20 protein-coding genes and 1 pseudogene are annotated in these 22,974 nt (G+C 41.0%); 9 read left to right on the top strand and 12 right to left on the bottom strand.

Annotated features, from left to right (window positions below; translation table 11 throughout):
• The first annotated feature begins 1 nt into the window (after position 1).
• The 5 genes from rsxG to OCU78_RS04510 all read left to right on the top strand — a co-directional run bounded on the left by rsxG (position 2) and on the right by OCU78_RS04510 (position 3,150).
• Positions 2-637 carry an electron transport complex subunit RsxG gene (gene rsxG / locus OCU78_RS04530; RefSeq protein ID WP_137372374.1) on the top strand — a complete coding sequence of 212 codons (636 nt, stop codon included), beginning with the start codon at positions 2-4 and terminating at the stop codon, positions 635-637.
• A complete protein-coding gene (locus tag OCU78_RS04525) occupies positions 630-1,322 on the top strand; it encodes an electron transport complex subunit E (RefSeq protein WP_137372373.1) in 693 nt (230 codons plus the stop codon). Before rsxG ends, OCU78_RS04525 begins: the two co-directional genes overlap by 8 nt.
• Before the next feature lie 131 nt (positions 1,323-1,453).
• Positions 1,454-2,089 carry an endonuclease III gene (gene nth / locus OCU78_RS04520; RefSeq protein ID WP_137372372.1) on the top strand — a complete coding sequence of 212 codons (636 nt, stop codon included), beginning with the start codon at positions 1,454-1,456 and terminating at the stop codon, positions 2,087-2,089.
• Between the two features lie 39 nt (positions 2,090-2,128).
• The gene (gloA, locus tag OCU78_RS04515; RefSeq protein ID WP_137372371.1) at positions 2,129-2,545 is read left to right on the top strand and encodes a lactoylglutathione lyase; all 417 of its coding nucleotides are present in this window, start codon (positions 2,129-2,131) and stop codon (positions 2,543-2,545) included.
• A 170-nt stretch (positions 2,546-2,715) separates the two neighbouring features.
• Positions 2,716-3,150 carry a DUF2753 domain-containing protein gene (locus tag OCU78_RS04510; protein ID WP_137372370.1) on the top strand — a complete coding sequence of 145 codons (435 nt, stop codon included), beginning with the start codon at positions 2,716-2,718 and terminating at the stop codon, positions 3,148-3,150.
• Positions 3,151-3,267: 117 nt separating this feature from the next.
• Here the strand turns inward: OCU78_RS04510 and motY are convergent, their stop codons facing one another.
• Complete coding sequence (gene motY, locus OCU78_RS04505) at positions 3,268-4,149, bottom strand: flagellar protein MotY (protein WP_137372369.1); 882 nt, start codon at positions 4,147-4,149, stop codon at positions 3,268-3,270.
• A gap of 187 nt (positions 4,150-4,336) precedes the next feature.
• Between motY and rnt the strand changes: the two genes are divergently transcribed.
• A complete protein-coding gene (rnt, locus tag OCU78_RS04500) occupies positions 4,337-4,984 on the top strand; it encodes a ribonuclease T (protein WP_137372368.1) in 648 nt (215 codons plus the stop codon).
• A 45-nt stretch (positions 4,985-5,029) separates the two neighbouring features.
• Positions 5,030-6,355 carry a Na+/H+ antiporter family protein gene (locus OCU78_RS04495; protein WP_137372367.1) on the top strand — a complete coding sequence of 442 codons (1,326 nt, stop codon included), beginning with the start codon at positions 5,030-5,032 and terminating at the stop codon, positions 6,353-6,355.
• Between the two features lie 155 nt (positions 6,356-6,510).
• Here OCU78_RS04495 and OCU78_RS04490 read toward each other — a convergent pair whose 3' ends face one another.
• From OCU78_RS04490 to OCU78_RS22935, 8 genes and pseudogenes are all read right to left on the bottom strand, one after another.
• Entirely contained in the window at positions 6,511-6,828 is a 318-nt protein-coding gene (locus OCU78_RS04490) for a ComEA family DNA-binding protein (RefSeq protein WP_137372366.1), read from the bottom strand.
• Positions 6,829-6,955: 127 nt separating this feature from the next.
• Entirely contained in the window at positions 6,956-8,815 is a 1,860-nt protein-coding gene (gene ppiD / locus OCU78_RS04485) for a peptidylprolyl isomerase (RefSeq protein ID WP_137372365.1), read from the bottom strand.
• A gap of 204 nt (positions 8,816-9,019) precedes the next feature.
• Complete coding sequence (locus tag OCU78_RS04480; RefSeq protein ID WP_218940970.1) at positions 9,020-9,316, bottom strand: HU family DNA-binding protein; 297 nt, start codon at positions 9,314-9,316, stop codon at positions 9,020-9,022.
• A 173-nt stretch (positions 9,317-9,489) separates the two neighbouring features.
• Positions 9,490-11,841, bottom strand: a complete 2,352-nt coding sequence (gene lon, locus OCU78_RS04475; protein WP_137372363.1) for an endopeptidase La — start codon at positions 11,839-11,841, stop codon at positions 9,490-9,492.
• A 131-nt stretch (positions 11,842-11,972) separates the two neighbouring features.
• Entirely contained in the window at positions 11,973-13,253 is a 1,281-nt protein-coding gene (gene clpX / locus OCU78_RS04470; RefSeq protein WP_137372362.1) for an ATP-dependent protease ATP-binding subunit ClpX, read from the bottom strand.
• 83 nt (positions 13,254-13,336) lie between these two features.
• Positions 13,337-13,963: an ATP-dependent Clp endopeptidase proteolytic subunit ClpP gene (gene clpP, locus OCU78_RS04465; RefSeq protein WP_137372361.1), complete on the bottom strand. Its 627-nt coding sequence runs from the start codon at positions 13,961-13,963 to the stop codon at positions 13,337-13,339.
• Between the two features lie 104 nt (positions 13,964-14,067).
• On the bottom strand, positions 14,068-15,366 hold the full coding sequence (gene tig / locus OCU78_RS04460; protein WP_137372360.1) for a trigger factor: 1,299 nt from the start codon (positions 15,364-15,366) through the stop codon (positions 14,068-14,070).
• Between the two features lie 285 nt (positions 15,367-15,651).
• Positions 15,652-15,831 (bottom strand): annotated as a pseudogene (locus tag OCU78_RS22935) (hypothetical protein); the annotation flags it as partial.
• Between the two features lie 200 nt (positions 15,832-16,031).
• Between OCU78_RS22935 and OCU78_RS04455 the strand changes: the two are divergent.
• Positions 16,032-17,873, top strand: coding sequence for a sensor histidine kinase (locus tag OCU78_RS04455; RefSeq protein ID WP_137372359.1), 1,842 nt, complete (start codon positions 16,032-16,034; stop codon positions 17,871-17,873).
• Between the two features lie 11 nt (positions 17,874-17,884).
• Entirely contained in the window at positions 17,885-19,234 is a 1,350-nt protein-coding gene (locus tag OCU78_RS04450) for a sigma-54-dependent transcriptional regulator (protein ID WP_137372358.1), read from the top strand.
• 261 nt (positions 19,235-19,495) lie between these two features.
• Here OCU78_RS04450 and OCU78_RS04445 read toward each other — a convergent pair whose 3' ends face one another.
• The 3 genes from OCU78_RS04445 to OCU78_RS04435 form a co-directional block, all read right to left on the bottom strand.
• Positions 19,496-20,857 carry a TRAP transporter large permease gene (locus OCU78_RS04445; RefSeq protein WP_137372357.1) on the bottom strand — a complete coding sequence of 454 codons (1,362 nt, stop codon included), beginning with the start codon at positions 20,855-20,857 and terminating at the stop codon, positions 19,496-19,498.
• 3 nt (positions 20,858-20,860) lie between these two features.
• Entirely contained in the window at positions 20,861-21,634 is a 774-nt protein-coding gene (locus tag OCU78_RS04440) for a TRAP transporter small permease (protein ID WP_137372356.1), read from the bottom strand.
• Between the two features lie 104 nt (positions 21,635-21,738).
• The gene (locus OCU78_RS04435; protein WP_137372355.1) at positions 21,739-22,734 is read right to left on the bottom strand and encodes a TRAP transporter substrate-binding protein; all 996 of its coding nucleotides are present in this window, start codon (positions 22,732-22,734) and stop codon (positions 21,739-21,741) included.
• Positions 22,735-22,974 lie beyond the last annotated feature (240 nt).

Genomic DNA, 22,974 nt, shown 5'->3' with positions numbered 1-22,974 from the left:
AATGTTAAATGCCATCAGAAAAAATGGGCTAACACTTGCGATTTTTGCCTGTGCTTCTACGGGTTTGGTCGCTGTCACCCATTACTTAACGAAAGACACAATCAAGCAACAAGAACAAGCCCAACTATTATCTGTATTAAACCAAGTTGTTCCACATAACCTACATGACAATGAGCTTTTTTCATCTTGTATATTGTTGAACACACCTGAACTAGGCACTGAGCAATCTATGCCAGCCTATATAGCGACACTAAATGATCAACCAAGTGCCATCGCGATAGAAGCAATTGCGCCAGATGGCTATAACGGTGAAATAAAACTCATTGTTGGTATTGAACAAGATGGAACAATTTTAGGCACGCGTGTACTTTCTCATAAAGAAACTCCCGGCCTAGGTGATAAAATTGATTTACGAGTCACTGACTGGATAACATCTTTTAAAGGTAAACAAGTCACGGAAAGTAATGTATCCCGCTGGGCAGTTCGAAAAGATGGCGGTGATTTTGACCAATTTACGGGCGCAACCATTACGCCTAGAGCGGTTGTAAAAGCAGTCAAAAAGGCTGTAGTTTATGTAAACACGAATAAAGAAACACTTTACTCACAACCTTTCAATTGTGGTGGTAATAATGAGTGATCATAAAACACTAATCAAAAATGGAATGTGGGCAAATAACCCTGCCCTTGTGCAACTTCTTGGGCTTTGTCCATTACTTGCCGTTTCTTCAACAGTGACAAATGCTTTAGGTCTAGGGATTGCGACTCTACTCGTTCTCGTAGGATCAAACGTTGTCGTCTCTCTTGTCCGTAATCACGTTCCCAAAGAAGTTCGAATTCCTGTTTTCGTTATGATTATTGCCTCTTTAGTTACCTGCGTTCAGTTATTAATGAATGCCTACGCTTATGGGCTGTACCTATCACTTGGTATCTTCATTCCTTTGATTGTGACGAACTGTATCATCATTGGTCGAGCTGAAGCCTTTGCTTCCAAAAATGACGTTTTACCTGCAGCGCAGGATGGCTTTTGGATGGGTTTAGGTATGACGGCTGTACTTGTAGTGCTTGGTGCTATGAGAGAAGTGCTAGGTAACGGAACTTTGTTTGATGGCGCAGATTTATTACTCGGTGATTGGGCTGCATCACTAAGAATTGAAATATTTCAGTTCGACAATAGCTTCTTATTGGCACTCCTACCACCAGGCGCTTTTATAGGTGTCGGGTTCTTAATTGCACTAAAAAACATAATCGATCATCAAGCAAAATCTAAACAGCCAAAACAAGAAAAGCCTGCAATTGAACGAGCTAGAGTAACCAATGCGTAACTAGAATAACTAGGACGTTACTATTAAGCCGGCAACGTCCTAGTTAAGATTTAATAATAGATATAAAAAATAAGATTAAATAGACGCTATTAAAGCGCGTAATCTACACAACAACTGAAAGTAATGTCGCCATGAATAATGTAAAACGAGTTGAGATTTTAACGCGTCTTAGAGACGACAATCCAAAGCCACAAACTGAGTTAAATTGGAATTCTCCTTTTGAGCTTTTAATTGCGGTACTTCTATCGGCGCAAGCTACTGATGTGAGCGTTAATAAAGCAACTGATAAGCTATACCCCATCGCGAATACCCCTCAAGGAATTTTCGATTTAGGTGTGGATGGGTTGAAAGAATACATCAAGACAATTGGGTTATTTAACTCCAAAGCTGAGAACACAATCAAAACATGCCGCATGCTGCTCGATCTACATAATGGTGAAGTCCCTGAAGATCGTGCTGCGTTAGAAGCGCTACCCGGTGTTGGTCGAAAAACGGCAAACGTCGTGCTAAATACCGCTTTCGGATGGCCTACGATAGCTGTAGATACCCATATCTATCGTGTATCAAACCGCACTAAGCTAGCAATGGGTAAAACGGTTGATGATGTAGAACAAAAGCTATTAAAAGTGATACCCAAAGAATTCAAACTGGATGTGCACCACTGGCTAATACTTCATGGGCGTTATACATGTGTGGCGCGTAAACCACGCTGTGGTAGTTGCATGATTGAAGACTTATGTGAATTCAAAGAAAAAACCGAAATTTAACGAATTATAAATACTTGAGCTAGGAGCTAGGAGCTAATTATGTCAAATGGTCGAATTCTTCACACTATGCTACGTGTCGGTGATTTAGATAAATCTATCGAGTTCTATACTGACGTGATGGGTATGGACTTATTACGTAAAAATGAAAACGCAGAATATGAATATACGCTGGTTTTTTTAGGCTACGGAGATGAGTCACAAGGGGCTGTGATTGAGTTAACTTATAACTGGGGCACCACTGAATATGAACACGGTTCTGCATTCGGTCATATTGCTATCGGCGTAGACGATATCTATTCAACATGTGACGCAATTAAAGCAGCAGGTGGTAACGTTACTCGCGAACCAGGTCCTGTAAAAGGTGGCAGCACTGAGATTGCATTTGTCAAAGACCCTGATGGTTACATGATCGAATTGATTCAAAGTAAACAAGCAAGCGCTGGCTTAGAAGGCTAGAAAACTGCCAATAACCATTCTAAAAACGAGCTCTTTGCTCGTTTTTTTATATCTTTTTCATAATCTACCTTCCAATAAATAAGAAGAATTGCCGTTCATCATCACTAAACTTTACTTGATAATAATTATCGTTTAGATTGTTAGCCAGATTTATAGAGTGAGAGTTAACAATGATAAGCGAATGGGAAAAACACACGTTACTTGCCGATACCGCGTTGCAACTCGACGACCCTGTACGAAGTATTCTTCACTACCAACAAGCTCTAACGCTGAGTGAAAGAATCACAGAGCGAACTGACATAGAAGCTGATGAACGATTAATAATATCGGTTGTTTCGTGTCACAATCTTGCTCAGTTCTGGCGCTGGGCAGGAGAAGCCGAATATGAACTCAAATATCTACAGCTTGCGTCTGAAAAGGTATTGACCTTAATCCCTCAGTGCCCTCACACTCAATGCTCTAGTTTTATTGATTCGATAGGGTGCTGTAAAAAAGCCTTAATTGATTTCATGAAGCGCCACCCAAACCCGAAGATAGCTTCGATGGTAGAAAAAATAGATACCGCAACGAACTGCGAAATCATTGCTAAATTCCGCTTAAACTAAAAATGCAATTCAAAAAAAGCCAGTCTGATAACTGGCTTTTGGTAAAAACATAAATCTATTAAAATAGCGTTCTTTCAACTCAATCTATTTAGCTAAATCCACTTAATTCGCTAACCTCTAAATTTGAGTCCTTCCAAGTGAAATTACAACACGACGGTTTTTATCTTTACCAATAGGAGAGCTGTTATCAGCAATTGGTCGGCGCTTACCATAACCTTGAACTTTAATTCTATCCTCTGCCAAGCCTAAAGATTTAAAGTAATCTCTTAAAGATTCTGCTCGTCTCTCAGATAAGTTTTGGCTGATACCTTTACTGTCAATTGAGTCTGTATAAGTGGCAACTAGAACAAGATCAATATCTTGATTGTAACGAATGTATTCCGCTATCTGCCCTAAACGCTTACGTGATGACTTATTCAACTGGTCACTATTTCTATCGTAGTGAAGAATGGTAAAAGAAATATCTTCAAAACTATAAGGTAATAAATTCGCAATACAGTCACTAAACACATTGTATTTTGATTGGAATAGGACAGATGACAGAGTGACTTCAATTCGCTGGTCTCGGCTCTGCCATTCTTGATAACTAAATGTAGGGTAGCGACCCTTTTCTAGCTCACTTAGCATCCCCCAAGCTGTTTGACCTCCGACATAGCCATCAAACTGTTGGAAGAATTTAATGGTCGTCATACGATCGGCACTTTCTCCAGGTCTCCACGGCGGAGGCATAGAAATCAAACTTACATTTCGGGTTGCCCCCATTGGTCGACGCATTTTAAGCTCAAAGTCCAAAATAACTTTTTTGCTCGCACGAGAGGAAAACTCCGCATCACCAAAATTTGGAATTGGGTGAACTAAACGACATTCTAGTGGTGTATTCGCCACCATCTCCCACGTTGACTGCTGAGGTGTCGCTCCGTACCGCTTATCTTGCATAGCGACGGCGGACGAAGACATCAGCGACAGTAAGATTGAACCTATGATGAGTCTTGTATTCATAAGATAGAATATCTCTTAAGCAAATCGTTTAACAATGCAGCCAATTGCCGCCTATTTCTAAAGATAATACCATGCAAAAACCTAGCCACCTCAAAGTGTGTCTTTTGTTAATTATTAAATTTCTTTAGTTTTTATCACTGCTATTATCTGCAATAATGCAGCCCCTATCACACTAATTTTGGCTAACATGACTGTAGAAAATGAAGCTCTGACCCTTAAAAAACGCTTCCGTGGCTATTTCCCAGTAGTTATCGACGTAGAAACCGCAGGATTCAATGCGAAAACCGATGCGTTATTGGAGATTTGTGCTATCACATTAAAGATGGATGAGAATGGTGACTTACAACCTGCATCCACTATTCATTTTCATATTGAACCTTTTGAAGGTGCCAACTTAGAACAAGAAGCGCTCGATTTTAACGGTATTAAAGATCCGTTCAGCCCACTCCGCGGAGCGATTCCTGAAGGTGAAGCTTTAAAAGAAATCTACAAGCTTGTGAGAAAAGAACAAAAAGCTTCTGACTGTAGCCGTGCGATCATGGTTGCACACAATGCAACATTCGACCTTAACTTTGTGAATGCTGCAAGTGAACGTTGTAAGCTTAAACGCGTCCCTTTCCACCCTTTTGCTACTTTTGATACTGCTGCTCTTAGTGGACTTGCTTATGGTCAAACCGTTTTGGCTAAAGCATGTAAAACTGCAGGGATGGATTTTGACAATAAAGAAGCGCACTCCGCTTTATATGATACTCAAAAAACCGCTGAACTTTTTTGCGGCATTGTAAATAAATGGAAAGCTCTTGGCGGCTGGCCACTTATTACAGAAGATGAGTAAGTATCAATTAATAAAAATAAATAAACACAACATTCCGAGAATAATATGAACCCAGTTGTAATTTCTGTGTGCATCATGCTTGTTTTAGCATTGATGCGTGTAAATGTAGTGGTGGCGCTTACGTTCAGTGCCATCATTGGCGGTATTGTTTCAGGCATGAGCCTTAACGATGCGGTATCTGCATTCGAAAGTGGACTTGGCGGCGGCGCTACCATTGCTTTAAGTTATGCGATGTTAGGTACCTTTGCTGTCGCTATTTCAAGATCTGGCATTACCGACTTACTTGCTCAAAATGTAATTAAACGCATCCATGGTAAAGAAAATGCTACGGCATCTACTGGTTTAAAATATGGCATCCTAGCGTCTTTAATTCTAGTAACCATGTCGTCTCAAAATATTATCCCTGTACATATCGCCTTTATCCCAATCTTAATTCCACCTCTACTTGGCGTATTTGCAAAGCTTAACCTAGACCGTAGACTTGTCGCTTGTGTGCTTACTTTCGGTTTAATTACACCATATATGGTTCTACCCATTGGTTTCGGTGGTATCTTCCTGAATAACATTCTACTGAAGAACCTACATGACAATGGTCTAGAAAATGTTGTCGCTAGCCAAGTTCCTATGGCAATGTTATTGCCAGCAGTTGGGATGATTTTCGGTTTACTAACTGCGGTTTTCTTTACTTACCGTAAACCACGCCAATACAAAGAAACATCTCACACTGTTGTGTCTACTGAGACTAAAACCATCAATAAAAAACACATCATAGTAGCAGCAATTGGTATTGTCGCTGCATTGACCGTTCAGCTATCAACAGGGTCGATGATTATCGGTGCCTTAGCTGGTTTTATGGTGTTCACATTTGGTGGTGTTATTGCTTGGAAAGAAACTCAAGATGTATTCACCAAAGGTGTTCACATGATGGCAATGATCGGCTTCATCATGATCGCAGCCGCTGGTTTCGCTGCAGTGATGAAACAAACTGGTGGTGTTGAATCCTTAGTAGAAGCTCTTTCAACAAGTATTGGTGACAACAAACCACTTGCAGCACTATTCATGCTAATCGTTGGTCTTTTAGTGACAATGGGGATTGGTTCTTCATTCTCAACAATTCCAATTCTAGCAACTATTTATGTACCACTTGCAGCCGCTTTCGGTTTCTCACCTATGGCAACAATTGCGCTTGTAGGTACCGCGGCAGCTCTTGGTGATGCTGGTTCTCCAGCTTCAGACTCTACATTAGGTCCTACCTCAGGTCTAAATGCAGATGGTCAACACGAACATGTATGGGAAACGGTTGTACCGACTTTCTTACACTACAATTTACCATTGATAGCATTCGGTTGGTTAGCCGCTATGGTTCTTTAGAGTTACCGCTCTTTATATGAGTAGCTGTTGATGCTCTAGATGCTCTAGATGCTCTAGATGCTCTAGATGCTCTGAGACTAGCCTTTATAGCCAATGCTCAATAAATAAAAAACCGCCCAATAAGGCGGTTTTTTTTATTTTTCCAAATCGTAAAGCTAGTGCAGTAAGATTCGTTCGACATTCTTCTCAATCGTAGCTTGTCCGATCCCTTTCACATTTTCTAACTCCTGGATAGAAGCGAAGTCACCATGAGCTTCTCTATATTTTACAATCTCTCCTGCTTTCTTAGCACCTACACCAACAAGCATCACGGCTAATTCTTCCGCTGAGGCTGTATTTACGTTAACCGTTATTTCTATACCTTCGTAAAGCTCATCTTTCGTAGGGCTAGATGCATTGGCAAAGCTCATAAATAGCAGAGCCGGTAGAATCACTGATAGGGACTTAGATAAAGCTGATTTGAAGATAGACATGAGTTACTCCTTCTTAAAACGCTAAGATAAAGAGTAACTAGGATATAAAGAATTTACTTTCTGGAAAATTAAAACGGGTCACCTAAGTGACCCGTTGTGTGTTACATATCATTTTCAGATGAATAGCCTATTGGCTCACAACATAGTATTCAACGTCAGCATTACTGCGTAAAACGCTCAACACATTAGACAAATCTTGTTGATTTCCAACTCGCTCAAGTTGAGCACCAATTTGAGGACTGTAAACAGGATTGATATCAGCTGTCACATTAGAAAGTTCAACAACTACAATATTACCTTCTAGGTCTTTAGATTGGCCAAATACAGCTTGACCATCGATAGGCTTAGCTAAAGCAAACACTGAAGAAGCAAGTGGCGAATTACGGTCAATTGTTTCTAGTTCAGTGAACTCAAGGTTGTTTTCAGCCAGAATAGCTTCATTACCTTGCCCAAGTTCATTGACTAGAGAAACACCCAGCTCGATAGCTTGTTGTTCTGCTTTAACAGTAGAAAGTGCGGCAACGACTTGGTCTTTCACTTCTTCTAATGGCAGTACCATTTCATCACGAGAGTCTTCAACACGAACAACAATAATATGCTCTGGTGCAACTTCGATAACTTCAGAGTTTAGCCCGTCTTCTTTTACTTCAGGGCTTAGAATTGCTTGAATAATCGCAGGTGCTTTTAATAGCTCAGGCGCATCTATATGAGAAATAAAATCTGTAGTTTTAACCTTTGCATTAATCGCTTCAGCTGAATCAATTAAAGAATCAGGGAATTCAAACGCTACTTTTTCAAGCTCAGTTTGCTTCTCATAGAACTGGTCTACCGCCTCTTGGTCAACAATCTCTAACTTAATCTCCGCAGCAACATCTGCCAAAGGTTGAGCTTGTGAAGCTTTAACATCATCAAGTTTAATAATGTGGTAGCCGAATTCAGATTTAACTAAACCCGTTTTATCGCCAACAGTCTGAAGGGCAAAAGCTGCTTCTTCAAATGCAGGATCCATTACTTCGCGCTCAATCCAACCAAGATCACCGCCAACATCTGAACTACCGAAGTCATCAGACTTTTCTTCAGCCAAAGTAGCAAAATCAGCACCAGCATTTAATTCATCAAGAATAGCTTGTGCTTTTGCTTCGTCATCGCCTTGAACTAGGATATGACTCACTTTACGTTGCTCTTCCGTTGAGTACTTATCTAAGTGCTCATCGTAGTATTGTTGTACCTGCTCATCAGAGATTTTGATAGTTTCTTTTAACTGTTCAGCCGAAAGTTCAATATATGCTACCTGAACCTGCTCTGGGCGAGTGTAGTCTGCAGAGTTGTCTTGGTAGTACTGTTGAATCTCTTCATCAGACAGTGTGATTCCAGCTGCGATATCGCTAACATTCAATGTAACGGTGCGTACATCACGAGTCTGAGCAATCAGTTTGCTCTGAACATCAATTTCACCTTGAAGTACAAACTCACTACCTTGTAGCGCTGTCACTAGTTGATTACGCATTAAATCGCGGCGCATGTATTCAGCAAAGCTTTCAGCACTGAAACCTGCACGGCGAAGTGACGATTGGTAGATTTCTTGATCAAATTGACCCGCAGTTTGGAACTGAGGCATCTCAAGGATCAAAGTACGAATTTGTGAATCACTAATACGTAAACCTAGAGCTTCAGCTTGCTGCTCTAATAATACGTCATTGATCATTCGATCAAGGACTGATTTACGGAAAGACTCTACATAAGCAGGGTCTGCCAACATTTGAGAAAAGTAATCGCCAAGCTGTGATTGCATGCGGTTACGTTCGTTTTGGTAAGCTTGCTCAAACTCACCACGGCCAATTTCTGTATTACCTACTTTCGCGGCTGCATTATTGCCACCACCTGTGATGTAACTGCCGACACCAGCAAAAACAAATGAAAGGATAATCAAGACAAGGATAATTTTAACCGCGATGCTGTTCACGCCTTCGCGTAATCGATCCATCATAATTTAACTGCTCTCCGGGAAAGAAGCCGATGCTTCAAAATAAATAATCTATTCACGCGATAGTATCAGAAAAAGAAATGCGCATCAGTAGGATGCGCATAAATTAAATAAGTTCAGTCCGCTTAACACAAACACGACTTGAAAGATGAAACAGCATGTTTCAAGTCGCTCAGATTGTGCCAGTAACGACTACCCAAAGGATAGTTATTGGTTACATGCGTCTTTAAGAGCTTTACCTGCTTTGAAACCAGGTACTTTAGCTTCTGCGATTTGGATTTCTTCACCAGTCTTAGGGTTACGACCTGTGCGAGCGGCACGAGTACGCACGCTGAATGTACCAAAACCAACAAGTGCAACTTGATCACCTGATTGTAGCGTTGTACCAACCGCTTCAATGAATGCATCTAGAGCGCGACCAGCTGAAGCTTTTGAGATATCTGCGTTTTCTGCGATTGATTCTACTAATTGTGTTTTATTCACTGTGTTTCCCCTTTGTGTCATCTTTGAATATTTTTATAGACGACGTTTCGATCCATTTTGGTTTTAAAGTAGCTGCAAGCCTTGTGACAAAAGGGCTTGAAGCTTTAGTCGAATAACTTAGCGTCCAAAAAAAACGCTGACAAGCCTTTTCGGGTCTATCAGCGTAATTCTTTACTTATTTTTGCTACGCATCACTATTTTTTAGCGTCAAACTCAACACCTGAAGGGTCTCGCTCTAACGCAACTTTCAATACTTCATCAATCCACTGAACCGGGATAACCTTAAGATCGGCAATCACGTTATCTGGAATTTCTTCTAGATCACGCTCATTATCTTTTGGAATAAGTACTGTTTTGATACCACCGCGGTGTGCCGCTAACAGCTTTTCTTTCAAGCCACCGATAGGTAAAACTTCACCACGTAAAGTAATTTCACCCGTCATACCCACTTCAGCTTTCACAGGGTTGCCTGTTAGGCTAGAAACTAATGCCGTACACATTGCAATACCAGCACTCGGACCATCTTTTGGTGTCGCACCTTCTGGTACGTGCACGTGGATGTCACGTTTCTCATAGAAGTCAGTGTTAATACCCAATTTCTCGGCACGTGAACGAACAACTGTCATTGCAGCTTGGATTGACTCTTTCATCACATCACCAAGCGAACCTGTTTGTGTTAGCTTACCTTTACCCGGCATTGACTCCGTTTCAATTGTAAGCAGATCACCGCCAACTTGAGTCCAAGCTAAACCAGTTACTTGACCAATGCGGTTACTTTCATCAGCTTTACCGAAATCATGACGTTGAACACCTAAGTACTCTTTTAGGTTATCCATATTAACAGTCACAGACTTGAGGCTGCTATCGAGAAGAATATTCTTAACCGCTTTACGACAAATCTTAGAGATTTCACGCTCTAAACTACGCACACCAGCTTCACGAGTATAGTAACGAATAATGCCAATAATCGCTGAGTCTTCAATAGTGATCTCATTCGGCTTCAAACCATTACGCTGTACTTGTTTATCAAGCAAGTGGCTTTTAGCAATATTCAGCTTTTCATCTTCTGTATAACCAGACAAACGAATAACTTCCATACGATCAAGTAAAGGGCCTGGAATATCCATCGAGTTAGAGGTTGCGACAAACATTACATCAGACAGATCGTAATCGACTTCTAAGTAGTGATCGTTAAACGCATTGTTCTGCTCTGGATCAAGCACTTCTAGAAGGGCTGAAGATGGGTCGCCACGCATATCAGATGACATCTTATCGATTTCATCTAATAGGAATAGTGGATTTTTTACGCCAACTTTAGACATCTTCTGGATTAATTTACCTGGAAGAGAGCCAATGTAAGTACGACGGTGACCACGAATTTCAGCTTCATCACGAACGCCACCCAAAGCCATACGAGTGTACTTACGACCGGTAGCTGCTGCGATAGAGCGACCTAGAGAGGTTTTACCTACACCAGGAGGCCCTACAAGACAAAGAATCGGACCTTTTAACTTGTTAATTCGGTTTTGAACCGCCAAGTACTCAAGAATACGTTCTTTAACTCGCTCTAAACCGTAGTGGTCTTCGTTCAAGACTTCTTCAGCTTTAGCTAAGTTTTTCTTAACTTTTGAGCGTTTTGCCCAAGGCACGCCAACCATCCAATCAATGTAACTACGCACTACTGTTGCTTCAGCAGACATAGGTGACATCATCTTAAGTTTTTGCAGCTCTTGCTCTGTTTTTTCACGAGCTTCCTGAGGCATCTTTGAATCTTCGATTTTCTTTTTCAAAGCTTCGAATTCATCTGGAGCATCATCCATATCGCCAAGTTCTTTCTGAATAGCTTTCATTTGCTCATTCAGATAGTACTCACGTTGGGATTTTTCCATTTGTTTCTTAACGCGACCACGGATACGCTTTTCAACTTGTAGGATGTCAATTTCTGACTCCATCTGCCCCATTAAGAATTCTAAACGTTCAGTAACATCTAAAATTTCTAAGACATGCTGCTTATCGACAAGTTTCAGAGGCATATGAGCCGCAATGGTATCGGCTAAGCGTGCTGCTTCATCGATGCCATTTAAAGATGTCAGTACTTCTGGTGGGATCTTCTTATTCAGCTTGATAAAGCCTTCAAATTGATTGATCGCACTGCGTACAACAACTTCTTGTTCTTTTTCATCAAGTTCAGAGGTGACTACATATTCTGCGTCTGCAAGGAAAAATTCACTCTCTCTAAACTGGTGAATTTTTGCACGCTGCTGACCTTCAACCAGTACTTTAACTGTACCATCTGGTAGCTTGAGTAGCTGAAGAATGGTGGCAACAGTACCTACATCAAATAGGTCGTCAATTGAAGGCTCATCGGTATCAGCCTGTTTCTGCGCAACTAGCAATACTTGTTTGTTGGCTTCCATTGCCGATTCTAGGCAAGAAATCGATTTTTCACGACCAACAAATAGTGGAATAACCATATGTGGGTAAACCACTACATCACGTAGAGGTAGTACGGGGATTTCTATACGCTCGGAACGTTCCAAGTTCATATTTTTCTCTCTTCCGCTTTAACTTATAAAGCAGTATATGGGGCTTAAATGACTGGATTCAATGAAAGAATAAAAAAAAGGAGGTAATTGCTTACCTCCTTTTTTAATTTAAGCGTTCCGTATCAAAATGGTTACTCTGCACCAGCAGCTTGATTGTCAGAATTACTGTAAATCAATAACGGTTCAGATTCACCGTTGATTACAGATTCATCAATCACAACTTTACTCACATCTGTGGAAGATGGCAGCTCATACATAGTTTCCAGCAACACACCTTCAAGAATTGAACGTAGACCACGTGCACCAGTTTTACGATCCATTGCTTTTTTAGCAATAGCGCGTAAAGCATCATCACGGAATTCCAATTCTGTATCTTCTAGATCAAATAATGCCGCATACTGCTTAGTAAGTGCATTCTTCGGCTCGCAAAGAATTTGAACTAAAGCTTCTTCATCAAGCTCAGTCAGTGTGGTTGTTACAGGTAGACGACCAATGAATTCAGGAATTAGACCGTACTTCACCAAATCTTCAGGTTCAACTTGAGTGAATAGTTCACCCACAGTCTTCTCTTCATCTTTTGAGCGTACTTCTGCACCAAAACCAATGCTTGAACCTTTTTCTACACGTTGCTCAATCACCTTATCTAGGCCGGAGAATGCTCCACCACAGATAAATAAGATCTTAGATGTATCAACCTGTAAGAACTCTTGTTGTGGGTGCTTACGACCACCTTGTGGTGGGACTGAAGCAATAGTACCTTCAACAAGCTTAAGTAATGCTTGCTGTACACCTTCACCAGACACATCACGTGTAATCGATGGGTTTTCAGCTTTACGAGAAATTTTGTCGATTTCATCGATGTAAACAATACCGCGCTCTGCTTTTGCTACGTCGTAATCACACTTTTGAAGCAGCTTTTGAATGATGTTTTCTACATCTTCACCTACATAACCCGCTTCGGTTAGTGTAGTTGCATCAGCCATTGTGAATGGTACATCTAGGAAACGAGCAAGCGTTTCTGCAAGTAATGTTTTACCACTACCGGTTGGACCGATAAGCAGAATATTACTCTTACCAAGCTCTACGCCTTCAGCCGTCGTATCGCCATTACGTAAACGCTTGTAGTGATTATATACCGCTACTGCTAGCACTTTTTTCGCGTATTCTTGACCAATTACATAGTCATCAAGGTGCTCACGAATCTGACGTGGCGTTGGTAACGCTTCAGACTCTTTCTTAGGAAGAACATCTTTGATTTCTTCACGAATAATGTCATTACATAAATCGACACATTCGTCACAAATGTAAACAGAAGGACCTGCGATTAACTTACGAACTTCGTGCTGGCTTTTGCCACAGAAAGAGCAGTAAAGCAGTTTACCACTACTACCCTCTTTGCTTTTATCTGTCATTCGCTAACCTCTTAGCCTTTACTCACTATGATTTGAGTGTATATCAATTTTAACTAATTTGCGTTAACAATTGCGCTATGCAATTACTGACCGCGGTGGTTAAGAACTGAATCCACTAAACCGTATTCTACTGCTTGATCAGCAGACATAAAGTTATCACGATCGGTATCTTGCTCAACAACTTCTAGAGGCTGACCAGTATGCTCTGCCAATAGCTTGTTCAACTTTTTCTTGATCGTTAAAATTTCTTGCGCGTGGATTTGAATATCAGACGCTTGACCTTGGAAGCCGCCAAGAGGCTGATGAATCATTACACGTGAATTAGGAAGCACATGACGCTTACCTGGTGTACCACCTGCAAGTAAGAAAGCACCCATAGAACATGCTTGTCCCATACATACTGTACTTACGTTCGGCATAATGAACTGCATTGTGTCGTAAATTGACATACCCGCAGTTACGCTACCGCCCGGAGAGTTGATGTATAGGTAGATGTCTTTATCTGGATTTTCTGATTCCAAGAAAAGCAGTTGAGCCACGACAAGGTTTGCCATGTGGTCTTCCACTTGACCTGTTAAGAAAATGATTCGTTCTTTTAATAGACGAGAATAAATATCGTAAGAACGTTCACCACGGGAAGTTTGTTCAACCACCATTGGAACTAGTGCGTCCATAATAGATGGCATTGTATTTTTTTCTTGGTAGCTCATATTCTTATGTCCCTAAAATAAATGGCCCGAATGATAAATCATACGGACCATTGTTAGCAGAATTATCGACAGTACGTCAACCTTCTACATCAGATATTACTATATTAAGCAGGTTGCTGATTCATTAGCTCGTTGAAGCTAACTTCTTTATCAGAAACTTGAGCTTTAGCGATGATTGCATCAATAGCTTGCTCTTCTAGAGCAACGTTGCGCATGTTGTTCATCATTTGCTCGTTTTGCTCGTAGTAAGCAATAACTTCTGTTGGATCTTCGTATGCTGTAGCCATTTCTTCGATGATAGCTTTAACTTTCTCATCGTCAGCTTTTAGCTCTTCAGACTTGATTACTTCACCAAGAAGAAGACCTACAACTACGCGACGTTTAGCTTGCTCTTCGAACAGCTCACGTGGAAGTTGGTCAGCAGCTTCAGTGTTGCCACCGAAACGTTGTGCAGCTTGCTGACGTAGAACACCAATTTCTTGGTCAACTAGTGCAGAAGGTACATCGATGTTGTTTTCGTTGACTAGACCGTCAAGAGCTTGCTCTTTGATGCGGTTTTTAACTGCTTGCTTAAGCTCACGTTCCATATTCTTACGAACTTCAGCTTTAAGACCTTCAACGCCGTTAGTTGCGCCGAACTTAGCAACGAATTCTTCGTTTAGTTCTGGAAGCTCACGAGACTCAACTTTGTTCAGTTTGATTGTGAACTTAGCTGCTTTACCTTTTAGGTTTTCAGCGTGGTAATCTTCTGGGAAGTTTACTTCGATTTCGAATTCCATACCTGCAGTTTTGCCAACGATACCGTCTTCAAAACCAGGAATCATACGGCCAGCACCCATTTCTAGTGGGAAGTTCTCAGCTTTACCACCTTCGAATTCTTCGCCGTCGATAGAGCCGATGAAATCGATAGTTGCACGAGAACCAGCGTCAGCAGCAGCTTCAACTTCAGTCCAGGTTGCTTGTTGCTTACGTAGAGTTTCGATCATCTCTTCAACGTCAGCTTCGTTAACTTCTACTGCTGGTTTTTCAACAGTGATGTTTTCTAGGCCTTTTAGCTCAACTTCTGGGTAGATTTCAAAAGTTGCGTTGAATACTAGGTCTTCACCTTCGTTGTTTGCAACAGGTGCAAATGTTGGTGCGCCAGCTGGGTTGATCTTTTCTTTAACGATTGCTTCGATGAAGTGACGTTGCATTACTTCGCCCATCACGTCTTGACGTACTGCTTTGCCGTACATTTTAGCAACCATCTTCATTGGCACTTTGCCTTTACGGAAACCATCGAAACGACGGTTTTTCGCGATGTTGCGTAGTTCAGCTGTAACTGCATCTTCGATGTTAGCAGCAGGAACAGTAATATTAAGACGGCGCTCTAGGCCTTCTAGCGTTTCAACAGTAACTTGCATTATATAAACCTCAAAACTGGCTCAGGTTATCTGAGCATATGAGCCGTAACTTAGCTTTCTAAAAAGCGGGCGTTGTTGGCTGCATTCTTGTGTAGTGCTCTATCCGAACACTTAATTTAAAATCGAGCATTGATACTAAGATTGAATATCAATCTCGTACCAGACTAATCAGTGATATCTTTCGAGATTACCACTCAACAAAATTCATTGTCGATAGAGTAATTAAAGGTATCTCCGATTAGCCTCAGGACAGAAATTTAGACGCGACATTCTAGCGATCTGTTATCACGCTGTCGAGCCGAACCCTTCTGCTAGGCAATGAATGCTCTTAATTCTCGTTCTAAGTGGTATAAAAGTAATCAAAACACCACAAAGCACCTTAGAAATGGGGACAATAGCGACTTTTTCAAGGTAATCGAGACCTTTTTTCCTCAAAAATCTTAAAAAGAGATCTTGCTCTTGTTTTACCCCTCAGAGTCGATAACTTTTTCAACAATCCTCGTTACAACCCCTTAACCTATATTTTCCCATCTCTTGCGGTTTTATAAGTTGCCAATGAAAAATACACATAGATTCAACCTTTAAAGTTAATCACGACAAGTAAACGAAGATCACAATATCAACGGTTGGCAAAACGAGAATCATAAATAAACACGGAGTATGTAGTGACCAGGATCCAACGCTTTTCAGGGTTGTTATTAATAGTTTATGGCTTATTTTGTGTGTTAGGTGGTCGCTGGGTTTGGCAGTTCAACCATCAACAATTACTCTCTGAACATCAATCTCAACTTAACCGTTTTTCAGCCCATATCACCAGCCAATTAGATAGATTCGCCCATATTCCAGAGTTATTATCTAAAGACAAAGAGCTGATAGACGCCTTATTAGCCCCTGAAAACTCCGCTCAGATAGAGCTAACTAACCGCTACCTCAAACATGTAAATAGCGTTATACACGCATCAGATACTTACTTAATTGATAAATACGGTACAACTTTAGCTTCAAGTAACTGGCAAAAAGAACGCTCTTTTGTCAGCAGAAATTTTGCTTTTCGTCCTTACTTTAAAGAAGCAATTATTGGTGACGAAAGTCAGTATTTTGCACTTGGTTCTACATCTGGTCAGCGGGGTTATTATTATGCTTACCCTGTATCTTATGCGGCTGAAATTGTAGGTGTGGTTGTGGTAAAGATGGATTTATCCTCCATTGAAGAAAACTGGAAAGGAAAACAAAGCTATTTTGTTGCAAACGACAAAGATCAGGTCATCTTTATGTCTAGCAACTCCAAGTGGCTATTTAAAAGCCTCCAACCACTTGAGCAACCAGTATTACAACGCATAAAAGATAGTAGGCAGTATTTAAATACTGAAATAGAAAGCTTGAACCTGCTAGGCGATCTCGAAAAGACCGCCTCTATCCTTACTTCAAAAAGTACGCTTGCTCAGGGCAAATTCTTTGTTTCATCTCGTCAACTGGAGCAACCAAAACTGACAATAAGAGTACTGACCCCTACCCATTTAGTTTGGTGGGATCTCGTAGGTTACCTTGTCATTCTCAGCCTAGTCTTTGCGGTTTTATTTCTCATTTTTCAACTACTCGAACATCGTCGTCAAAAACTTCTTCAGATTGAAAAAGTACAAGAGATTGCAAGACAAAAATTAGAGTTCCAAGTCTTAGAAAGAACCTCTGAATTGCATGCAGAAGTCAATCAAAGAGCCAAAACAGAGCAGGCTTTGAGGCAAACACAAGACGAGCTGATTCAAGCAGCTAAACTTGCCGTATTAGGGCAAATGTCCGCAAGTATTAGCCACGAACTTAACAACCCTTTGGCAGCTATTCGTAGCTACGCGGATAACGGTCGATTATTTTTAGACAAAGGAAAATTTGAACGAGTCGATGATAACTTATCGCGGATTTCAGGCTTAACAGACCGCATGGCAAAAATCAGCCAGCAGCTCAAATCCTTTGCTCGAAAGTCGTCAACTAATGAATTAAACCTCGTTCAGTTTCAGCCCATTGTAAGCTCAGCAAAAGAGCTCATGAAACCTCAACTGAAAACTGAGCGAGTCACACTTGAAGAAACGCCCCTAGATACTCACGTATCTTTGCTTGCAAACCCAATTCAACTGGAGCAAGTATTAATCAACTTACTAACGAATGCCATTCAGGCAATGGAAAAGCAGAATGATAAACTGATTATAATTTCCCAAGAAATATCGATTGATAAACAGTTACTTATCCATATTGATGACAATGGTCCGGGAGTAGAAGCCAGTAAAATATCAACCTTCTTTGAACCATTTCATACAACAAAAAAAAATGGGCTCGGATTAGGATTATCACTATCTCAGCAAATTGTGGAAACAATGAACGGGCAATTAACAGCATGTAACAGCTCTCTTGGTGGTGCTCGTTTCACTATTTCACTCCCAGCAGTAAAGCCTGATGATGTTGATAGCAGCGAAATGCACAATGAAAAAACCAGTGACTCCCAAAAGAATAATTAAAAGGAAATTGCATGTGCCATGTGTACTTTATTGATGATGAATACGATTTAAGGGCAGCGGTGGAACAAAGCTTCGAACTCGCCGATATTGATGCTCAATTTTTCCCGGATGCGGAAAGCGCTTTATTAGCGATACAAGCAGATGGGCTGCCGCATGTAGTCATCACCGACATTTGCTTACCCGGAATCTCAGGGCATGATTTGCTCAATACAATTATTAATAAAGACCCCGACTTACCCGTTATAATGGTTACTGGTCACGGTGATATTTCTATGGCAGTTGAATCAATACACCGCGGTGCCTATGACTTTATTGAGAAGCCTTTTTCAAATGATCGCCTGCTAGATACTACCAAAAGAGCAATAGAAAAACGCACATTGACTATTGAAAACCAAGCACTCAAACGCTCTTTGAAAGCCAGCCAAACCCTTGGTCCGCGGATCATAGGCGACACTCCAAGCATTCAAGAACTCCGGGCTACCATTTCTCATATCGCCGATACCAATGCGGATATTTTATTGTTTGGTGAAACAGGCACAGGCAAAGAACTTATCGCTCGCTCCCTTCACGAACAAAGTAGTCGAAGAGAACAAAACTTTGTAGCAGTCAATTGCGGTGCAGTTCCAGAAAACCTTCTAGAAAGTGAACTTTATGGTCATGAAAAAGGGGCATTCACAGGGGCGGATAGCAAAAGAGTCGGCAAGTTTGAATTTGCTCAAGGTGGCACATTATTTTTAGATGAAATTGAGTCGATGCCAATGCAAGCTCAAATTAAGTTATTACGTGTATTGCAAGAACGATTAATTGAAAGAGTAGGTTCAAATACACTCATTCCTCTTGATATTCGAGTGATAGCAGCAACTAAGGTCGACCTCAAGCAAGCAGCTGAAGAGGGCTTATTCAGACAAGACCTATATTATCGCTTGAATGTTGTAACGCTCGACCTACCACCACTGAGAAGTCGAAAAGAGGATATTCCAGCTCTATTCCATCACTTCCTCTTAGTAGCAGCGGCTCGTTATGGGAAAACGGCAACTGCGTTACCAAAAACTGAGCTGCACACTTTACTCGCTCACGATTGGCCGGGGAATGTTCGTGAACTTCGCAATACGGCTGAACGCTTTGTACTGTTAGGAAAGATAGCTCAACTAGGCGATCAATGTGCACAAACAAATGCCGATTTATCTCTAACTGAACAAGTTTCTGAATTTGAAAAGCGAGCTTTAGAACACGCCTTGATCGAATGTAACGGCAGTATAAAAGACACCATGGACAAGCTAAATATTGCGCGTAAAACCCTTTACGACAAAATGCAAAAATATGGTTTAGATAAAGATAAGTATAAAACTGAACTTGAATAAAAAATTCACAATTCATTCATCTTATCTGCTCTATGATTAGTACATCATTTAGATGTCACTGCCTTAGACGCATAATGATAACCTTGCTTTATATTTCTCGTGAGTTGCCCCTCCTTGAATTAGAAAGCAAACAATTAAGACCATGTAAAAAGCCCCAACAAGAAACGAATCTTGTCAGGGCTTTTTTATGTCGTTAACCAAATAATAGCTTCCGCTACTTCACCTAGATAATGTCACCTCGAACACCTCACATCAAAGTGCTTATTTCGTTATAATTTCCGGTCCCATTAAGGTTGTTGGTAACCACGTAGAAACCCAAGGTACATACGTTACGATAATCAAGAATAAGAACATGACGCCTACCCAAGGTAAGGCTGCTTTTACTACATTCATCATCGACATCTTCGCGACCCCGGCGGTCACAAACAGGTTAAGTCCCACAGGTGGCGTTATCATCCCTATCTCCATGTTAACTACCATCATGATACCTAGGTGAATTGGGTCTATACCAAGTGCAATCGCAATTGGGAATACAAGCGGAGCCACAATAATCAGAAGACCTGATGGTTCCATGAACTGACCGCCAATTAGCAAAAGAACGTTCACCACAATCAAGAAGGTTATCGGTCCTAAACCTGCAGAGAGCATAGATTCTGTGATCATTTGAGGAATACGTTCTTCCGTCAGTACATGCTTAAGAATCAGAGCATTGGCTATGATAAATAGCAGCATTATGGTCAGCTTACCTGCATCATAAAGCGTATCTTTTGTATCTTTATGTACAAAGGTTTGGAAGATTTTAACCAATGCTGGCTTCTTGTTTGCTTTATCAGCAAATGGACCCATATCTTTATAAATAAAGTTAGCAATAAAGAACGCATAAACTGCAGCTACTGCCGCCGCTTCTGTTGGAGTGAAAATACCGCCGTAAATACCGCCCAAAATAATAACGATTAACAGTAAGCCCCAACTTGCATCTTTTGCTGCAGAAAACATTTCTCCCCAGCCAACAAATGGCTGAGCCGGTATTTTTTTAATGCGCGCCGCAATATAGATTGCAATCATCAACATCACACCAGCCAATAGACCTGGAATCACACCGCCTAAGAACATGCGCCCAACAGATACATCTGTCGCCGCCGCGTACACAACCATTACGATTGAAGGCGGAATCAAAATACCTAACGTACCTGCATTACAAATAACCCCTGCTGCAAACTCTTTTGAGTATCCATTTTTCACCATACCAGCGATAACGATACTACCGATTGCAACAACCGTTGCAGGAGAAGATCCTGAAAGCGCTGCGAACATCATACATGCCACAACCGAAGCCATAGCTAGACCACCTCGGAACCAACCTACCATTGCGATGGCAAAGCGAATAATACGTTTTGCTACACCTCCAGTAGACATAAAGCTCGACGCTAAAATGAAGAATGGAATCGCTAATAATGTGTAATGCCCAGCAAACGCGTTAAACAAAGTTTGAGCGACAGAAGCAAGAGAGGCATCTGAATGCATTAGAAGAAATATGATACTGGATAAACCCAGTGAAATAGCAATTGGTACACCCACCAGCATGAACGCAATTACCATCAAAAATAGAAATAACATTGCCATGATCTAGTCTTCCTTGCTTGTTGGTGTGTTAGCTGGCTTTTCCTTCGCTAGCTTTTCCTTGGCGAGCTCTGATTGATAATTCTGAGTTAGAGGTGCCGTTGCATCATCGTCTGAGCCTTCTAAGACAGACGCTTTTAACGCATCTAAATCTTCTTCAGCTTCATGACCTGCAATCATACGATCCAGTTTTCCAGTAAAGACTTGATAAGCAATTTGAAGAAATCGAAAGGTCAGCAATGCCATACCAATTGGTAAAGCCATATAAGGAATAAACCGCGGCAATTTTTCATATCGCTCACCTTCATTCAACCAATCAGACATAAACTGCAGCATTTCTGGCATAGGAATATCATCCGTTTCATACCACGCTCGTTCAGTCGCAAACGGGTACCAATAATTCCATGACCCAATAAACAGTAAAATTGAGAAGGCTAAACAACTGGTGACTGCAATCACTGCAAATGTTTTACGTAATTGTTCTGGGGCCATATTAATGATGACATCGACACCAATATGAAAATGTTTTTTCACGCCATAAGAAGCGCCCACCAGCACCATCCAGGCAAACATAAATACTGTTAGTTCCAATGCCCATAAAATGTTGTCATTGAATGCGTATCTAAAAACCACATTCGCAAAAGTGAGTAAGGTCATTGCTCCTAAGAAAAACGCAATCAAAGACTCTTCAATTGCATCCGTAAATTTTCCGACTTTAGAAAAAAAAGAGAGTTCTTCTAATTGTTCTGTTTTGGGCTGTTCCACTTGAGGCTGTTCCATAATCTGCTCCGTTTATAATTTCTATTGTCGGAGTGGTAAAATCAGGAGTGACAAAGAAAGCCACTCCTCTACTCGTCCCTACATCAATGGGAAAAAGTGTTCAATTACTTATTAGAAGCGATAGCTGCATCAATAAGGTCAGAACCAATATCTTTCTCAAACTTTTTCCACACTGGCTGTAAAGCAGTCACCCAAGCTTGGCGCTGTTCTGGCGTTAATGTACGAACTTCACCACCGGCTTCAATGATGTTGTTCTTATTCGCTAGGTTCACTTTTGAAGACTCAGCATTACGAGTTGCTGATACTTCTTTGACAATCGTACCAAGCTGATCACGGACATCATCTGGCAGGTTTTTCCAGAAGTCATTCGATGTCACAACTAAGTAATCGAGAATGCCGTGGTTAGTTTCGGTCACGCCGTCCTGAACTTCGAAGAACTTCTTACCGTAGATGTTTGACCAAGTGTTTTCTTGACCATCGATAACCTTTGTTTGCAAGCCGCCATACACTTCTTTAAATGACATCTTTTGAGGGTTCGCGCCAAGCTGTTCAAATTGAGCAACCAATACGTCAGACGCTTGAACACGGAACTTTAGATTTTTTGCATCTCCAGGGTTCAGCAAGGGTTTATTGGCCGACATTTGCTTCATGCCGTTATGCCAGAAATCCAAACCTTTAAGACCACGACGTTTCATCGCATTCTTCAGCTTTTCACCTGATTCTGAGTTTTGGAAACGATCGACAGCCGCAACGTCTTCAAACAAGAAAGGAAGGTCAAAAATGCGGTATTTCTTAGTGAACTTCTCAAATTTTGACAGCGATGGGGCTGCCATTTGAACATCACCATTTAAAAGGGCTTCCAGAACCTTGTTATCATCGTAAAGTGTTGAGTTAGGGAAAACTTGCATACAAGCTTTACCATTCATCTCAGTGTTTACACGCTCTTCTAGCAATGAGGCAGCAATGCCTTTCGGGTGCTTATCTGTATTCGTTACGTGACTGAATTTAATCACGATTTCACCAGGGTCACAGTTCGCAGCAGCATTAAAACTCGTAACAGCCAGAATCGATACAGACAATAGGGTAAGAGGCTTAAACATTATTATTCTCCTTATTAAACAAAACAGTCCCTTCTATGGGTACTGCACGTTTTCTATAGAGCAATTAGCAAGCCAACAGGTAACAAAATATTAACAGCCCTTTAACCATAAGGGATCGCAGTTCTAAATCCCGCGCCATCGAAAATGATGAGTGATGTGAATGGGTGGAAAATGACACATAGATAAATCTTAAATGGGTGGAAGCCCACCAACATATAGTGAATACATGAGGTCAGACCA

Source organism: Vibrio gallaecicus (assembly GCF_024347495.1).
Lineage (GTDB): Bacteria > Pseudomonadota > Gammaproteobacteria > Enterobacterales > Vibrionaceae > Vibrio > Vibrio gallaecicus.
Note: the sequence above shows the minus strand (reverse complement) of the source record. Positions and strands in the feature narration are given on the sequence as shown.

Coding starts and splice junctions, on each gene's coding strand:
- OCU78_RS04525 (WP_137372373.1), top strand. CDS start 630: ATGAGTGATCATAAAACACTAATCAAAAATGGAATGTGGGCAAATAAC.
- OCU78_RS04490 (WP_137372366.1), bottom strand. CDS start 6,828: ATGTCTATCTTCAAATCAGCTTTATCTAAGTCCCTATCAGTGATTCTA.
- tig (WP_137372360.1), bottom strand. CDS start 15,366: ATGCAAGTTACTGTTGAAACGCTAGAAGGCCTAGAGCGCCGTCTTAAT.
- gloA (WP_137372371.1), top strand. CDS start 2,129: ATGTCAAATGGTCGAATTCTTCACACTATGCTACGTGTCGGTGATTTA.
- clpP (WP_137372361.1), bottom strand. CDS start 13,963: ATGAGCTACCAAGAAAAAAATACAATGCCATCTATTATGGACGCACTA.
- OCU78_RS04450 (WP_137372358.1), top strand. CDS start 17,885: ATGTGCCATGTGTACTTTATTGATGATGAATACGATTTAAGGGCAGCG.
- nth (WP_137372372.1), top strand. CDS start 1,454: ATGAATAATGTAAAACGAGTTGAGATTTTAACGCGTCTTAGAGACGAC.
- clpX (WP_137372362.1), bottom strand. CDS start 13,253: ATGACAGATAAAAGCAAAGAGGGTAGTAGTGGTAAACTGCTTTACTGC.
- motY (WP_137372369.1), bottom strand. CDS start 4,149: ATGAATACAAGACTCATCATAGGTTCAATCTTACTGTCGCTGATGTCT.
- OCU78_RS04495 (WP_137372367.1), top strand. CDS start 5,030: ATGAACCCAGTTGTAATTTCTGTGTGCATCATGCTTGTTTTAGCATTG.
- OCU78_RS04510 (WP_137372370.1), top strand. CDS start 2,716: ATGATAAGCGAATGGGAAAAACACACGTTACTTGCCGATACCGCGTTG.
- rsxG (WP_137372374.1), top strand. CDS start 2: ATGTTAAATGCCATCAGAAAAAATGGGCTAACACTTGCGATTTTTGCC.
- lon (WP_137372363.1), bottom strand. CDS start 11,841: ATGAACTTGGAACGTTCCGAGCGTATAGAAATCCCCGTACTACCTCTA.
- OCU78_RS04480 (WP_218940970.1), bottom strand. CDS start 9,316: ATGACACAAAGGGGAAACACAGTGAATAAAACACAATTAGTAGAATCA.
- OCU78_RS04440 (WP_137372356.1), bottom strand. CDS start 21,634: ATGGAACAGCCTCAAGTGGAACAGCCCAAAACAGAACAATTAGAAGAA.
- rnt (WP_137372368.1), top strand. CDS start 4,337: ATGACTGTAGAAAATGAAGCTCTGACCCTTAAAAAACGCTTCCGTGGC.
- OCU78_RS04445 (WP_137372357.1), bottom strand. CDS start 20,857: ATGGCAATGTTATTTCTATTTTTGATGGTAATTGCGTTCATGCTGGTG.
- ppiD (WP_137372365.1), bottom strand. CDS start 8,815: ATGATGGATCGATTACGCGAAGGCGTGAACAGCATCGCGGTTAAAATT.
- OCU78_RS04435 (WP_137372355.1), bottom strand. CDS start 22,734: ATGTTTAAGCCTCTTACCCTATTGTCTGTATCGATTCTGGCTGTTACG.